The organism is Oxalicibacterium flavum (genome assembly GCF_014635065.1).
GTDB classification, from domain to species: domain Bacteria; phylum Pseudomonadota; class Gammaproteobacteria; order Burkholderiales; family Burkholderiaceae_D; genus Oxalicibacterium; species Oxalicibacterium flavum.
Map to the genome: position 1 here is coordinate 645611 of NZ_BMCG01000003.1, position 14997 is coordinate 660607.

At 62.6% G+C, this 14997-nt stretch carries 13 protein-coding genes; 9 read left to right on the forward strand and 4 right to left on the reverse strand.

Features of this window, described 5'->3' with window-relative positions; all coding sequences use genetic code 11:
• Window positions 1-198 precede the first annotated feature (198 nt).
• The 4 genes from IEV38_RS10075 (at window position 199) to IEV38_RS10090 (ending at window position 3287) form a co-directional block, all read left to right on the forward strand.
• Window positions 199-696 carry a LapA family protein gene (locus IEV38_RS10075; protein WP_188396034.1) on the forward strand — a complete coding sequence of 166 codons (498 nt, stop codon included), beginning with the start codon at window positions 199-201 and terminating at the stop codon, window positions 694-696.
• Window positions 697-774: 78 nt separating this feature from the next.
• A complete protein-coding gene (locus tag IEV38_RS10080) occupies window positions 775-1203 on the forward strand; it encodes a flagellar basal body-associated FliL family protein (RefSeq protein ID WP_188396035.1) in 429 nt (142 codons plus the stop codon).
• 71 nt (window positions 1204-1274) lie between these two features.
• On the forward strand, window positions 1275-1496 hold the full coding sequence (locus IEV38_RS10085) for a DUF1289 domain-containing protein (RefSeq protein ID WP_188396036.1): 222 nt from the start codon (window positions 1275-1277) through the stop codon (window positions 1494-1496).
• A gap of 123 nt (window positions 1497-1619) precedes the next feature.
• Window positions 1620-3287 (forward strand): peptide chain release factor 3, encoded by a 1668-nt coding sequence (locus IEV38_RS10090; RefSeq protein ID WP_188396037.1) that lies wholly within the window; start codon window positions 1620-1622, stop codon window positions 3285-3287.
• A gap of 101 nt (window positions 3288-3388) precedes the next feature.
• Here the strand turns inward: IEV38_RS10090 and IEV38_RS10095 are convergent, their stop codons facing one another.
• Entirely contained in the window at window positions 3389-3847 is a 459-nt protein-coding gene (locus tag IEV38_RS10095; protein ID WP_188396038.1) for a rhodanese-like domain-containing protein, read from the reverse strand.
• A gap of 78 nt (window positions 3848-3925) precedes the next feature.
• A complete protein-coding gene (locus IEV38_RS10100) occupies window positions 3926-5734 on the reverse strand; it encodes a bifunctional metallophosphatase/5'-nucleotidase (protein WP_188396039.1) in 1809 nt (602 codons plus the stop codon).
• Between the two features lie 126 nt (window positions 5735-5860).
• Between IEV38_RS10100 and IEV38_RS10105 the strand changes: the two genes are divergently transcribed.
• The 5 genes from IEV38_RS10105 to ntrC all read left to right on the forward strand — a co-directional run bounded on the left by IEV38_RS10105 (window position 5861) and on the right by ntrC (window position 12228).
• Complete coding sequence (locus IEV38_RS10105; RefSeq protein ID WP_188396040.1) at window positions 5861-7108, forward strand: putative Na+/H+ antiporter; 1248 nt, start codon at window positions 5861-5863, stop codon at window positions 7106-7108.
• A 314-nt stretch (window positions 7109-7422) separates the two neighbouring features.
• Window positions 7423-8838, forward strand: a complete 1416-nt coding sequence (gene glnA / locus IEV38_RS10110) for a type I glutamate--ammonia ligase (RefSeq protein WP_188396041.1) — start codon at window positions 7423-7425, stop codon at window positions 8836-8838.
• 147 nt (window positions 8839-8985) lie between these two features.
• Window positions 8986-9465: a DUF4124 domain-containing protein gene (locus IEV38_RS10115; RefSeq protein ID WP_188396042.1), complete on the forward strand. Its 480-nt coding sequence runs from the start codon at window positions 8986-8988 to the stop codon at window positions 9463-9465.
• A gap of 85 nt (window positions 9466-9550) precedes the next feature.
• Window positions 9551-10624 (forward strand): nitrogen regulation protein NR(II), encoded by a 1074-nt coding sequence (glnL, locus tag IEV38_RS10120; RefSeq protein ID WP_188396043.1) that lies wholly within the window; start codon window positions 9551-9553, stop codon window positions 10622-10624.
• 65 nt (window positions 10625-10689) lie between these two features.
• A complete protein-coding gene (gene ntrC / locus IEV38_RS10125; protein WP_188396044.1) occupies window positions 10690-12228 on the forward strand; it encodes a nitrogen regulation protein NR(I) in 1539 nt (512 codons plus the stop codon).
• 77 nt (window positions 12229-12305) lie between these two features.
• Here the strand turns inward: ntrC and IEV38_RS10130 are convergent, their stop codons facing one another.
• Window positions 12306-14147 (reverse strand): chemotaxis protein CheA, encoded by a 1842-nt coding sequence (locus tag IEV38_RS10130; protein WP_188396045.1) that lies wholly within the window; start codon window positions 14145-14147, stop codon window positions 12306-12308.
• Entirely contained in the window at window positions 14147-14938 is a 792-nt protein-coding gene (locus tag IEV38_RS10135) for a protein phosphatase CheZ (RefSeq protein ID WP_188396046.1), read from the reverse strand. Before IEV38_RS10135 ends, IEV38_RS10130 begins: the two co-directional genes overlap by 1 nt.
• Between the last annotated feature and the right edge of the window lie 59 nt (window positions 14939-14997).

A 14997-nucleotide genomic window follows, 5' to 3' on the forward strand; every position in this document is an offset into this window, starting at 1 on the left:
GCCACAAGGAATGTTACATGAAGGGATCATCAAAAAAAGGAATTTTTGCGGATATTGTCAAATTGACTCGGCTACCGTTGTACGGTGCCGAACAATGTCCCGGGATAGAAATGGGCACAATGGTTGTCTGACAGAAAACGTTCGAGGAGCGGTCCGCCATCCCGGCAATACGCTCGTACATCGCGAAGGGGGCACAGCATGCAGATCCGAACCATTATTTTTGTCCTGATCCTGGCTGCCATCGGTGCACTGGCCGCATTCAACTGGGAGACATTCACTACGCCGACCGACCTCTGGCTGGGCGTGACTACCATCCATGCGCCGCTGGGCATGGTGATGCTGGGCTTGACGGCCGTGCTGACGGCGTTCTTCCTGACCTTCATCATCTATCTGCAAAGCTCGGTACTGCTGGAAGCGCGTCGCCATGCGCGCGAACTGCAGGCCAACCGTGAGTTGGCCGATCAGGCGGAAGCATCGCGGTTCACCGAGTTGCGGCGCTTCATCGAGGGCGAACTGCAGGGAAAAAGCTTGCAGGAAAGCGAGGCGCGGACCGCGTTGCTCGCGCGCCTGGACAGACTGGACGCGAGCATTGTCGCCGTCGTCGATCAGACCGGCAATTCGCTGGCAGCACAGATTGGTGAAATCGAGGACAGGCTCGAACGCGACGGCAAGGTTGCGGTCAGGGTTGCCGAGTAGGACAAGGCTGAACGCTGTTCGGATGATGGAGCGGCGGGATCGGTTACACTGCTGCGGTTGTCGTTCTTTCCATTTCCCATGGCCACCAAGTCGCGCTACAAAACCGCCCAGTCGGACAACACGATCGCCTATATCCTGCTGGCGCTGGTGATCGCGCTCATCTGTGCTTTTTCGGCGTGGATGTTCTTCAAATACCAGGCACGTGCTGCGGCGGGTGTCGCCTATACGAATTTCGGTCCGATCGTGGTGCGCAGCAGCGACTATTCGCTGCGCGCCACGGTTTCCGTGCAGAGTCGCAGCGCCAATGCCTCGGTGATCGACGAGCGCCAGCAGCAGATCGATTTTGCCCTGCAATCCACGCTGGCCAATCTCGATTCGGCCCGCGCGCGTCAGGCCGATGGGGTGGCGTATGTACAGGAAGCCATGCGCGACTCCGTCAATCTCGTGCTCGGCACACAGGCGGCGGAGGATGTCTTGCTGACTGATTTCATCATCCAGCAGAACTGAACGGCATTGGCTCGGCGCTCGCGGCGCCCAGGTATTACAATGAACCGTCGTTTTACGTTTTTCCTCCAGACATGAGCAGCAAAGATCAACCCTCCGATGCCGCGCGCAATTCGACCCTGCGTCCCGATTCTCCTTGTGCGGGCTATTGCTCGACGTCGCATGGCGATGAAGTCTGCAAGGGTTGCGGCCGCACCTGGGACGAAGTGTTGAACTGGATCATCTATACCGACGAGGAAAAGGACGCGGTCTGGAAGCGCCTTGAGGCGGCCGGCTTGCTGAAAGTCAAACGGTAAGCGGTTCTTGTCACTTTCCCATTCTTCACTGCAGTTTTTCTTCAAGCCATGCGTCGGCATTCACAGCATTAGACTTCCGGCGTTGGAATCGGTAGACTTGTGGCCTTTTTCCAGGGCTATTTCATGTCTTCCGCGCCCGATACTCCCGTTTCTGACGACCTTGACCAGACAGCCGAACCGCGCAGTGTTTCTGCCGAACTGATCGCCAAGGAAGTCGCGCGCCGCCGCACCTTCGGCATCATTTCCCACCCGGATGCCGGCAAGACCACGCTGACCGAAAAACTGCTGCTGTTCTCGGGCGCGATCCAGCTCGCCGGTACCGTCAAGGGCCGCAAGAGCGGCCGCCATGCGACCTCCGACTGGATGGACATCGAGAAGCAGCGCGGCATCTCGGTCGCCAGCTCGGTCATGCAGTTCGAGTATCGCGATCACGTGGTCAATCTGCTCGACACGCCGGGCCACCAGGATTTTTCCGAGGATACCTATCGCGTGCTGACCGCGGTCGACTCGGCGCTGATGGTGATCGATGCCGCCAAGGGCGTGGAAGAACAGACCATCAAGCTGTTGAACGTGTGCCGCATGCGCAACACGCCCATCGTCACCTTCATGAACAAGCTGGACCGCGAGACACGCGATCCGCTGGAACTGCTCGACGAAGTGGAGTCGGTGCTCAAGATCGAGTGCGCGCCGGTGACGTGGCCGATCGGCATGGGCAAGAATTTCCGCGGCGTCTATCACCTGCTGCGCGACGAGATCATGCTGTTCGCACCCGGTAACGAGAAGGCCGACCAGACCTTCGAGATCGTCAAGGGCATCGACAATCCCAAGCTGGCCGAGATGTTCCCGCTCGAGATCGAGCAGCTCAAGATGGAAGTCGAACTGGTGCACGGCGCCTCGCATCCGTTCGACCTGGATGCCTTCCTCGCCGGCACGCGCACGCCGGTATTTTTCGGTTCCGCCATCAACAACTTCGGCGTGCGCGAAATTCTCAACGCGCTGCTCGACTGGGCGCAGCCGCCGCGCGAGCGCGATGCGACCGTGCGCGCCGTGCAGCCGACCGAAAAACCGTTCTCCGGCTTCGTCTTCAAGATCCAGGCCAACATGGACCCGGCGCACCGCGACCGCATCGCCTTCCTGCGCGTATGTTCGGGACGCTTCGAGCGCGGCATGAAGGTCAAGCACCTGCGCCTGAACCGCGAGATCAAGGTGTCGAGTGTCGTCACCTTCATGGCATCGAGCCGCGAGCAGGTCGAGGAAGCCTACGCTGGCGACATCATCGGCCTGCCCAACCACGGCAACATGCAGATCGGCGACAGCTTCTCCGAAGGCGAACTGCTGCAGTTCACGGGCATTCCGTACTTCGCGCCGGAATTCTTCCGCTCGGTGCGCATCCGCAATCCGCTCAAGATCAAGCAACTGCACAAGGGGCTGCAGCAACTGGGCGAAGAGGGCGCGATCCAGGTCTTCAAGCCGGTCAACAGCAGCGATCTCGTGCTGGGCGGCGTCGGCGTGCTGCAGTTCGAGGTGGTGGCAAGCCGCCTGCTGAACGAGTACGGCGTCGATGCGGTGTTCGAAGGCACCAGCATCAGCACCGCGCGCTGGATTTCGTGCGACGACAAGAAGAAGCTGGCCGAGTTCGAAAAGTCGTCGGCCGGCCACAACCTCGCGCACGACGCTGCCGGCAATCTCGCCTATCTGGCAAGCTCGGGCGTCAACCTGCGCCTGACGCAGGAACGCTGGCCCGACATCGTTTTCCACGAGACGCGCGAGCACGCGGCCAAGCTCGACTAGGCTGGTAATGCAAATGAAAAAGGCAGACCGCGGTCTGCCTTTTTCATTGCGCGGCTCGCGTCTTTACGACGTCGGGGCCACTGCGCGATCTATTGCGATCTTCAGGCACCTATCCACGGCAGACCCGCCTTGCGCCAGCCGTCGACATTGTTGCGATGGCCGTTGGCATCCTTGCCGCCCTCGAATCCTTCGAGCACGTCGAAGCTGTTGACGTAGCCGTTCTCGGCCGCCAGTTTTGCCGCGCCCTTGGAGCGCACCGCGCCGCGGCACAGGAACAGCAAGACATCGTCCTTGCCGGCGACCTGTTCCAGCTGCTGCAGGAAATCGGGATTGCGGGCGCCGCCCGGATAGAGGTTCCACTGCACGGCGAATTGCTGCTCGGGCGCGATGGCGGGTTTGCCGATCCAGTCGCGTTCGGCATCGGTGCGTACGTCGATGAGCTTGACGCGCGGATCGGCCAGCAGCAGCGCATGGCTTTCCTGTGGCGTCAGCGCGCCTGCATAGGGAAGGTTGTCGTGACGGCCGCGTGCGCGGCCGGCGTCGAGAATGTCGTTGCTCATGGCATGTGTTCCTGTATGGGATGCGAATGTTGGCATCGATTATAGAGGAGCAAGCAGGGCGGCGACCTGCTGCGCCGCTTAATGCACGCGCCGGATACGATCGGTGGCTGGCGGCGCCAATGGTGTGGCTGGCGAATGGCTGCGCAGATAGGCGTCGAGTGCGTCCACGTCCGGCATGCCTTCGGCAACCGGGGCGAGGCCGCGCAGCAGGCCGAAGCCGTCGCCACCCGCTGCCAGGTAATTATTGACGGTGATGCGATAGGTGCGCTCGGGGACGATGTCCGCGCCATGCAGGCGCATGGCGGAGACGCGCTGTCCGGCCGGGCGCGACAGGTCGTAGCGATAGGTGAAGCCGGCGGAAGGCAGCAGCACGCGCGGACGTTCGCGGTTGCGGCCGGCGAACTGCTGTTCGAGCAGCATCTTCAACTGCCGGCCCGTCAACTGCAGGACCACCAGATGATTGCCGAACGGTTGCGCCTTGAAGAGTTGGGCATAGTCGACGTCGCCGCCGCCGACGGGAACGATCAGGTCGGCACGCAGGCCTCCCGGGTTCATGAAGGCGATCTGCGCACCGCCCTTGTCGGCCGCATGCGTGGCGGCGAGATGGGCATCGGCGACGAGATTGCCGAGCGAGTTCTCGCCCGAATCCGCCGGTCTGCGCGTGATGGCAGCGGCAAGGCGGCCGGATAGGCGCGCGGCGAGCGGCGCGGCGGCGATGCGGGTACGTTGCAGCAGCGCCTCGACCGCCGGGTCCTTGTCGAAGCGCGGCTGGCTTGCTGCCAGCCCGACCGCAGCGCCGTCGGCATCCGTGAAGGGTTCGCTCTGCACGATCACGTTGCGCGCGGATCGGCCGACGACGGTGCCGTTGCGCGTATCGACCGTCAGGTCGATCTCGGTCAGCAGCGTGCCGTACTGGCCGGCGCTGGTCAGCAGGACGTTGCTGCCGTCGGCGCGGCGGTAGTCGCACAGGTAGGCGCGATGCGTATGGCCGGAGACGACGACGTCGATCGCAGGATCGAGTCGCTCGATGATGGGTACGATCTCGCCTTCCAGATCGAGACACTGACGGTCTGCATCCTGTCGGCCGGTCGTGGTGCCGCCCTGGTGGATCAGGGCGACGATGGCGTGCACGCCTTGCGCCCGCAACTGAGGAATCTGCGCATTGATGGCGTCCGCTTCGTCGCCGAAGCGCAGGCCGGCGACACCGGCGGGCGTGACGATGGCGGGCGTTCCCTTCAGCGTCGCGCCGATGAAACCGATCTTGACTTGCCGCGCGTCGGGGCCGAAGACCTTGATGCCGGCCGCCGGGAACAGGGTGGACCCATCGCGTTGGAATACATTGGCCGCGAGGAAGCCAAAGCGCGCACCTTGGAAATGGCCATCCAGTATGCACGGCGGACGGCTGATGTGCTGCGTGCAGCCGCCGTCCTGCAGGCGCTGCAGTTCGGCGGCGCCCCGGTCGAATTCGTGATTGCCGACGGCGTTGAAGTCCAGTCCGAACAGGTTGGCGGCAAGAACGGTAGGCTCATCGAGAAACAGCGCCGACAGCAGCGGCGAGGCGCCGACCAGATCGCCGGCCGAGACCACCGCGTGATAGGGAGTGTGCTGCTTGAGCGTGCGGATGGCATCGGCCAGGTAGGCCGCACCACCGGCCGGTACGCGCATGCTCCTGCCGTCCGGCCCTTGGGTGCGGATCGCGAGCTGCGGCGGGTCGAGATGGCCATGCAGGTCGTTGAAGGCGATGATCTTGACCGTGATTTCTTCCGCTTGTGCCGGAGTCGACGCGGACTGCGCACCAGCCGGCGTGCCGACGAACAGCGTGGCTGCAAGCAGGGTGGCGACCGCATGAAGAATGCGGCGGCAGGAAGGCTGGGGATCGGATCGCATGGCGCAGGCACGGTAACAAAGACGGTGGCAAAACGGCAGTGTACTCAACCCGCGTGAAGCGATTGTGACATGCCGCCGGGCAAGGCGCGCTTGCTATAATGACCGACCACCATCACAGGGGACGGCATGACCACGATCGAGCTTGTTGCGGCCATCATTTTTGCCATCGCTCTGCTGCATACCTTCACCGCTTCCTTCTTCACCCGACTCGCCCATCGCTATCCGCGACATGAGGGATTGCTGCATCTGCTGGGCGAGGTCGAGGTGGTCTTCGGTTTCTGGGCCTTCGTGCTGATTGCCGTGATGGCGTTGATCGCCGGCGGCGATGCCGCGCTCGATTACGCGGAGTCGCGCCATTTCACGGAGCCGCTGTTCGTGTTCGTCATCATGGTGATCGCCGCCTCGCGCCCGGTGCTGGCGGTGGTCAGAATGCTGGTTGCGACCATTGCGCGCGCACTGCCGGTCGACGACACGGTAGCGCGTGTCTGGCTGTGCCTGGGGCTGGTGCCGCTGATCGGCTCGCTGATCACCGAGCCGGCGGCAATGACGCTCGCGGCGCTGATGCTGGGACCGCTGGTGTTCCGCGACGGCATTCCCGAATGGCTGAAGTACGCCGCGTTGGGCGTGCTGTTCGTCAATGTCTCCATCGGCGGCACGCTGACCTCGTTCGCGGCGCCGCCGGTGCTGATGGTGGCGACCAAGTGGAACTGGGACAGCGCCTTCATGTTCACGCATTTCGGCTGGAAGGCAGCGCTCGCGGTGCTCGTCAATGCCACGGGCGTCAGCCTGCTGCTGCGCCGGCACCTGGGCGGCGATGCGCCGCAGCCGGCTGCCGAGCAAGGTGTGCCGCGCATTGTGTGCCTGATCCATCTGGCTTTTCTGGCCGGCGTGGTGGTGTTCGCGCATCATCCGGTCATCTTCATCGGGCTGTTCCTGTTCTTCCTTGGCTATACGCGCGCCTACAGCCGCCACCAGGCACCCCTGATCCTCAAGGAGGCGCTGCTGGTCGGCTTCTTCCTCGCCGGACTCGTGATCCTCGGCGGGATGCAGCAATGGTGGCTGCAGCCCATCGTCGCGGGACTGGAACCGACGGCGCTGTTCTTCGGCGCACTGGGCCTGACGGCGATCACCGACAACGCGGCGCTGACCTATCTGGGGTCGCTGATCGAAGGCATGTCGGACAGTGCAAAGTACATGCTGATGGCTGGCGCGGTTGCCGGCGGCGGCCTGACGGTGATCGCCAACGCGCCGAATCCGGCCGGTCTTGCGCTGCTGCGCGCAGGCTTTCGCAACGGGGCAGTGACGGTGCAGGGACTGCTGGCCGGAGCGGCCTTGCCAACGGCCGTAGGCGCCTTGTGCCTGCTCTATCTTTAATGCACCAATAGTGGGCGAAAATTGCCTTTCATCCATTTTGCGCACGTTAATTGTGCGAAAACACATAAATGCACAATGTTGGTGAATCTCGGAATGTGATTGCTTTGATAAGCACCTGTCCAAAACAGTGCTTTCCCTTGTAATTCAATGATTTACATGGATCGAAATGGACCGTCCCCTGCTGCAAATGGTGGCATGGAATCTGCTATTATCCCGTGCGAGTTATGGACGCACGCTGTTAGCGCAATTGAACACCGCACGGATCACAACCGACACAATTCCCTGTACTACCCGCTCATATTTAGGAGATTCGCATGGCAACGACGGCCGCAGAGGTCTTGAAGATGGTGAAAGACAACGAAGTGAAGTTCGTTGATTTTCGCTTCGCTGATACACGTGGCAAGGAACAGCACGTCACGGTGCCGGTTTCGCATTTCGACATGGACAAGTTCGAATCCGGCCATGCCTTCGATGGTTCGTCGATCGCCGGCTGGAAAGGTATCGAAGCATCCGACATGCTGCTGATGCCCGATCCGAACACCGCCCACATCGATCCGTTCATGGAAGAAACCACGCTGTTCATGCAGTGCGACGTGATCGAACCGTCGGACGGCAAGGGCTACGACCGCGATCCGCGCTCGATCGCCAAGCGTGCCGAAGCCTACCTGAAATCGTCGGGCCTGGGCGACACCGCCTACTTCGGTCCGGAGCCTGAATTCTTCATCTTCGACGGCATCCGCTGGAAGATCGGCATGGATGGCTGCTTCGTCAAGATCGATTCCGAGGAAGCATCGTGGTCCACCGGCGAGAAGATCGAAGGCGGCAACACCGGCCACCGTCCGGCAGTCAAGGGCGGCTATTTCCCGGTTCCGCCGGTCGACAGCTTCCAGGACATGCGTTCGGAAATGTGCCTGATCCTCGAATCGCTGGGCATCCCGGTCGAAGTGCATCACCACGAAGTCGCCGGCGCCGGCCAGAACGAAATCGGCACCAAGTTCTCGACCCTGGTCGAGCGCGCCGACTGGACCCAGAACCTGAAATACGTGGTCTGGAACGTCGCCCACACCTATGGCAAGACCGCGACCTTCATGCCGAAACCGATCGTTGGCGACAACGGCTCGGGCATGCACGTCCACCAGTCGGTCTGGAAGGATGGCAAGAACCTGTTCGCAGGCGACGGCTATGCCGGCCTGTCGGAATTCGCGCTGTACTACATCGGCGGCATCATCAAGCACGCTAAGGCGCTGAACGCGATCACCAACCCGGGCACCAACTCGTACAAGCGTCTGGTTCCCGGCTTCGAGGCACCGGTCAAGCTGGCCTACTCGTCGCGCAACCGTTCGGCTTCGATCCGTATTCCGCACGTTCCTAATCCGAAGGCGCGTCGTATCGAAACCCGTTTCCCGGACCCGCTGGCCAACCCGTACCTGTGCTTCGCCGCGCTGCTGATGGCCGGTCTGGACGGCGTGCAGAACAAGATCCACCCGGGCGAAGCCGCCTCCAAGGATCTGTACCACCTGCCGCCGGAAGAAGACAAGCTGATCCCGACCGTCTGCGCCTCGCTGGAAGAAGCGCTGGAGCACCTGGACAAGGACCGCGAGTTCCTGACCCGCGGCGGCGTGTTCAGCGACGCGATGATCGATGCGTACATCGAACTGAAGATGAACGAAGTCACGCGTTTCCGCATGACCGCGCATCCGGTCGAATACGATATGTACTATTCGCTGTAATCGCAGGTGTTTCACCGGTCGTAAGGGAGGCGGGAAAAGCGTGTTGCTTTTCCCGCTTTTTTTATGGCCATGGCGTACGCAAGCCGTTTGTCATGCGCTTGTTTCCTGACATAAACTAGGGATTCTCCAGGCTTTCCTCGGCTATGTATGAAACAGCAACTTGTGGTCCTGCTTCTGGCTGCCATCGTCGTGCCGGCGTCGGCGCAAAACGACGTCTACCTGTGCGTGGATGCGCAGGGGCGCCGCGAATACCGGAATACCGGCCCGACCGCGCGTTGCAAGCGCGTCGACCTGTCGGGCGTATCGGTAGTGTCGCCGACGCCGGTGGCGCGTCCCGCGGCGCCGCGCGTGGCGGCGACCTCGCCGGCGGATTTTCCGCGTGTGAACACCGCCGAACAGAAGGCGCGCGACAATGACCGCAAGCGCATCCTGCTCGACGAGATGAAGGTGGAGCAGGACAAGCTGACCGCGCTGAAGAGCGAGTACAACAACGGCGAGCCCGAGCGGCGTGGCGACGAGCGCAACTATGCGAAGTACCAGGAGCGGACTGCCGCGCTCAAGGACGACGTGGCGCGTACCGAACGCAATATCGAAGCACTGAAACGCGAGCTGGGCAATCTCCAATAAGATGCTTTGCATCGGTATGATGTTTGCTTGAGTCTGGCCGCGATTGCGGCCATTCTTTTTTGAGCGGCCTTTCTGATGGAGTCCTGTGAAAAAATTGACGCCTTCCTTCGGTGGTCTCGACCTGCTGGCATCCGCGGTGCTGGTGCTCAACCCCGACGGCTACATTCTCTATGCCAATCCAGCGGCGGAAAACCTGCTCGAATCGTCGAGCAAGACGCTGGTCAACCATACCCTGCACGAACTCTTTCTCGGCAACGAGGAACTCGAGCACATGTTCCGCGAAGCGCTCGCGCATGTGTTTGCCGACAAGCGCCAGGAACTGACGCTCGAGCGACCGGGCCGCGAACCCTTGCAGGTACACGTGGTGGTCACCGCGCTCGACAATCCGGAGATGCCGGTTCTGATCGAACTGCGCGAAAACCTCCAACAACTGAAGCTCGATCGCGAGGAGCGCCTGCTGGACCAGAGCCAGGCCAACAAGGAGCTGATCCGCAACCTCGCGCACGAGATCAAGAACCCGCTGGGCGGCATCCGCGGCGCGGCGCAGCTGCTCGAGCTCGAGCTGCCCGAGCGTCATCTGAAGGAACTGCGCGAATATACCCAGGTCATCATCAAGGAAGCCGATCGCCTGCAGACGCTGGTCGACCGCCTGCTGGCGCCGCACCGGCGGCCGCACATCGTCGGCGACGTGAATATCCATGAAGTCTGCGAGCGTGTGCGCAGCCTGATCACCTCCGAATTTCCGAACGGCCTGAAAATCAGGCGCGATTACGACCTGTCGATTCCGGAGTTCCGCGGCGACAAGGAACAACTGATCCAGGCCGTGCTGAACATTGCCCATAACGCGGCGCAGGTGCTGACGCCGCGCATGAAGGATGGCGATGCAGAACTGATATTACGCACGCGAATCGCCCGTCAGGTGACGCTGGCGAAAGTGCGTTATCGGCTGGCATTAGATTTGCATATCATCGATAACGGACCCGGCATTCCACCGGACATCCGTGATCGTATTTTCTATCCGCTGGTTTCCGGCAGGGACGGGGGCAGCGGACTGGGCTTGACGCTGGCACAGACATTCGTTCAGCAGCACATGGGCGTGATCGAATGCGAAAGCCGGCCGGGATACACGGATTTCCGAATCCTCATTCCGCTGCCTTGAGAAGGGACAAACAATTCGGCAATGCATGCGCATTGCCGCCTCATGCGGAACACTAGAAAAAGCATATGAAACCAATCTGGATTGTTGACGACGACGAATCGATTCGCTGGGTGCTCGAAAAGGCGCTGGCCCGTGAAAATCTTGCGACCAAGAGCTTCTCCAATGCGCGCGACGCGATGGAGGCGCTGAAGGATGGCGCGCCGCAGGTCCTGGTCTCGGACATCCGCATGCCGGGCGAGTCGGGTCTCGAGCTGCTGCAGGCGGTCAAGGCCAAGCATCCGGGGCTGCCGGTCATCATCATCACCGCGTTCTCGGACCTCGATTCCGCCGTCGCGGCCTTCCAGGGCGGTGCCTTCGAATACCTGGCCAAGCCGTTCGACATCGACAAGGCGGTCGAACTTATTCGCCGCGCGCTCGAGGAAAGCCTGCGTGAAACCAGTGTCGAACACGTATCGGCCGACACGCCGGAAATCCTCGGCCAGGCGCCGGCCATGCAGGACGTGTTCCGTGCCATCGGCCGTCTCTCGCAATCCAACGTCACGGTGCTGATCACCGGCGAATCGGGTTCCGGCAAGGAGCTCGTCGCACGCGCGCTGCACAAGCACAGTCCGCGCGCCTCGCAACCCTTCATCGCGCTGAACACGGCGGCGATTCCGAAAGACCTGCTGGAATCCGAACTGTTCGGCCATGAGCGCGGCGCCTTCACTGGCGCGCAGGCGACGCGGCGCGGCCGCTTCGAGCAGGCCGAGGGCGGCACGCTGTTCCTCGACGAGATCGGCGACATGCCGTTCGACCTGCAGACGCGCCTGCTGCGTGTGCTGTCGGACGGCCACTTCTACCGCGTCGGCGGCCACCAGCCGCTCAAGGCCAATGTGCGCGTGATCGCGGCGACGCACCAGAACCTCGAGCAGCGCGTGCGCGAAGGCCTGTTCCGCGAAGACTTGTATCACCGCCTGAACGTGATCCGCCTGCGCCTGCCGAGCCTGCGCGAGCGTCGCGAAGACATCCCGATCCTGACGCGCCATTTCCTCGCGCAGAGCGCCAAGCAGCTCGGCGTCGAGGTCAAGCGCATGTCGGACGGCGCGATGCAGTTCCTGAGCAGCCTGGAACTGCCGGGCAACGTGCGCCAGCTCGAGAACCTCTGCAACTGGATCACCGTCATGGCGCCAGGACAGACGGTCGAGGCCAAGGACCTGCCGCAGGAGTTGACGGAAGGACAGGGCTTTGCCGCCGGCATGCCGCCGGTGGCAAGCGGCAACGCGCCGGCCGTACCGGCAGTCAGCTACAGTCCGCTCGACGGCGACGGTCAGGCCATGCCGGCGGCAATCGCGTCGTCTGCGCCGGCGTCGTTCGCCATGCCGCCGCAGGGCGAGCCGTCTAACTGGACGGCGCTGCTGGAAGCCGAGGCGGCATCGTTGCTGGCCGCCGGTCAGCCGGAGGTGATGGATGTGCTGGGTCGCCAGTTCGAATCGATCCTGATCAAGACGGCGCTCAAGCATACGCATGGCCGCAAGAACGACGCGGCGGTGCGCCTGGGCATAGGCCGCAATACGATCACGCGCAAGATCCACGAACTCAATATCGACGGCGCCAAGGACGACTGACGCCTTCTTTGGCAGAAGCGGATGTAAAAACACCCTGAGCGATCAGGGTGTTTTGTTTTGCGGAAGGGGAGAAGCGCTCAGGCTGCCAGTTTGACGGATTGCGCCTTGACGGTCGGCTTGCAGCCTTCGAGCAGGAAGGACAGGCCGACCACGAGTACAAGTTCGCCTTCGGCCGAGCGCGCGGTACCGGCAATGCCATCCACATGCATGGCCGTCATCGGCTTGATCACCAGATCGGCCGTGCCATCGACTGCACCGACCGAGAGGATGTAAGGCTGCGGTGCGGAGATCACGATGCCTACGCGTTCGGCAGCCAGTTCGTAGCCGAGCGCGCCCGCCAGCGAGCGCACCGGCAGCGGCCGGCCCTGATCACGCAGCACCGGAGCGCCACCGACCTGTTCGAACTCTTCCGGCAGTTCGACCACGCGCTCGACCACGGCCATCGGCAGCGCCAGCGCGGCCTCCGAGCTGCGGACCAGCATGGTCGGCACGATCGACAGTTCGATCGGCAGGCGAATCGAGAAGCGCGTGCCGACGCCGAGACGCGAATCGATGGTGATGGCGCCGCGGTGCTTTTCGACGGCGGTTTTCACCACGTCCATGCCGACGCCGCGGCCCGACACGCTGTTGGCGACTTCCTTGGTCGAGAAGCCCGGCAGGAACACCAGTTGCAGCATTTCTTCCTGTGTTTGCGCCGCACTTTCCGAAATCAGGCCCTTGGCCAGCGCCTTGGCACGCAAGGCTTGCGCGTCCATGCCCTTGCCATCGTCGGAGATTTCGATCATGACGCTGCTGGCTTCCTGCCATGCCTTGAGCAGGATGACGGACTTTGCCGGTTTGCCGGATGCCGCGCGTGTTTCGTTGTCCTCGATGCCGTGATCGAGCGAGTTGCGCAGCATGTGGACCAGCGGATCGTACAGACTGTCGACGACCACGCGGTCGACTTCGGTCTCGGCGCCTTCGATCTGCAGATCGACGTCCTTGCCGAGGTCCTTGGCCAGTTCGCGTACCAGGCGCGGGAAGCGCTGGAACAGTTTGCCGACCGGCTGCATGCGCGTGGAAAGCGTGGCGCGCTGCAGTTCGGTCGAGTAGCGCGAGGCGCGGTTGAGCGTTTCGGCCAGCGCTGCCATCAGCGTGGCAGCTTGTCCCTCGACCGGGAACTGCGCGAGTTTTTCGAGCAGCACGGCAGCCTGATTGGCGGCCTGTACCGATTCGCCTGCAACCTCGAGCAGGGTGTCGAGTTTGACCGCATCGACGCGGATGCTGTCTTCCTTGACCACGGCGGCAGCCTTGTCGCCGCCGCGGCGTTCGACGCCATCCCATCCGCCTGCCTTGGCGGCCGGGGCGGGAGAGGCCGGGGCAGTCGCGGCAGCCGGCTGCGGTGCGGTGGGCGTGGCCGCTGCCGATGCCACGGCCGTGCCGGCGGGGACCACGGCCAGATACAGGGCTTCCCAGTCCACCCCATCATCGACTGCTGCCGGCGCACTTGCAGCAGTTGACGCGGACACTGCGGCGCTGGCCGGCGCGGCGGCAACGCCACCTTCGATGGCGGTGGTCAATATGCTTTCGAGCGATTCCGGCATGGCCGGCAGCGATTCGGGCGGCGCGCCGTTGGCGAGTTCCTGCAATTGATCGGCGACGAAGCCGCTGGCCTGCAATGCGGCCTCGATTGCGGTCGGCGTTACCGGCACCTGGCCGGTGCGCAGCGCGTCGAACAGGTTCTCGGTCAGGTGGCAGGCCGACACCATGGCCGGCAGGTTCATGAAACCGGCGCCGCCCTTGATCGTGTGGAAGGAGCGGAACACGGCATTGAGGGTATTCAGGTCGTCGGGATGGCGCTCGAGCGAGAGCAGATGCTCCTCGACGTTGGTGGCGAGATCAAGCGCCTCGACGACAAACTCTTTGAGCATCTCGTCCATCAGAACCCCAGATCGGCAAGCAGACTATCGACATCGTCCTGCGCCATCGCGACTGCCGGCGCGGCAGGACCATTCATGAGCTCGACTGGCGCCTCTTTCTTCTGCTGTTCGGCCTGCGCCTGCGCTGCCTTCACTTCCGGCGGTGCGTTGTCGCGCAGCAGCTGTGCGAGTTCGCTCTCGACCTTGTGCGTGATGGAGACGATTTTCTTGATCAGCTGGCCGGTGATGTCCTGGAAATCCTGCGCCATCATGATGTCGAGCAGACGCGCCTTTTCGGCTTCGCTGGCGGCGGCCACGCGCGCGGAAAAACTGTGCGAATCGCCGGCCAGTGCCTTGAATTCGTCGACGCCGAGCTTGCCTTCGAACAGTTGCGTCCAGCGTTCGTCCATGAGCTTTGCATCGCGTGACAGCGCTTCCTGTTCCGGCATGCCCACGTCGATGGTATTGAGGACCTTGTTGGCAGCCTGCTCGGTCAGCGTGGCGACGTATTCGAGACGGCCCTGCGCATCGGAAATCTCGGAGGCCACGTCCGACAGCGAACGGTCGTAGCCGAGTTCACGCAGCGAGTCATGCAGCAGGCGCACGATGCCGCCCAGACGTTCGTACATGGGTTTGTCGGCGGCGGATTGTTCGGCAGCCGCTTCCGCCTCTTCTACAGCAGGTGCGGCGCTTGTTTCGGCACGCACTTCGTTCACGGCCGCCGATGGCGCCGCCGGAGGGGAGGATGGTTGCAGGCGCTGGGCAGAAATCTCGTCAAACAACGCTTCAAATTCGTCCGTATCGCCGCTCATGTTCATCCTTCCTGTTGATTCGTGTCTGCTGCCGCATGCATGCCATGTTCAAGTTAACG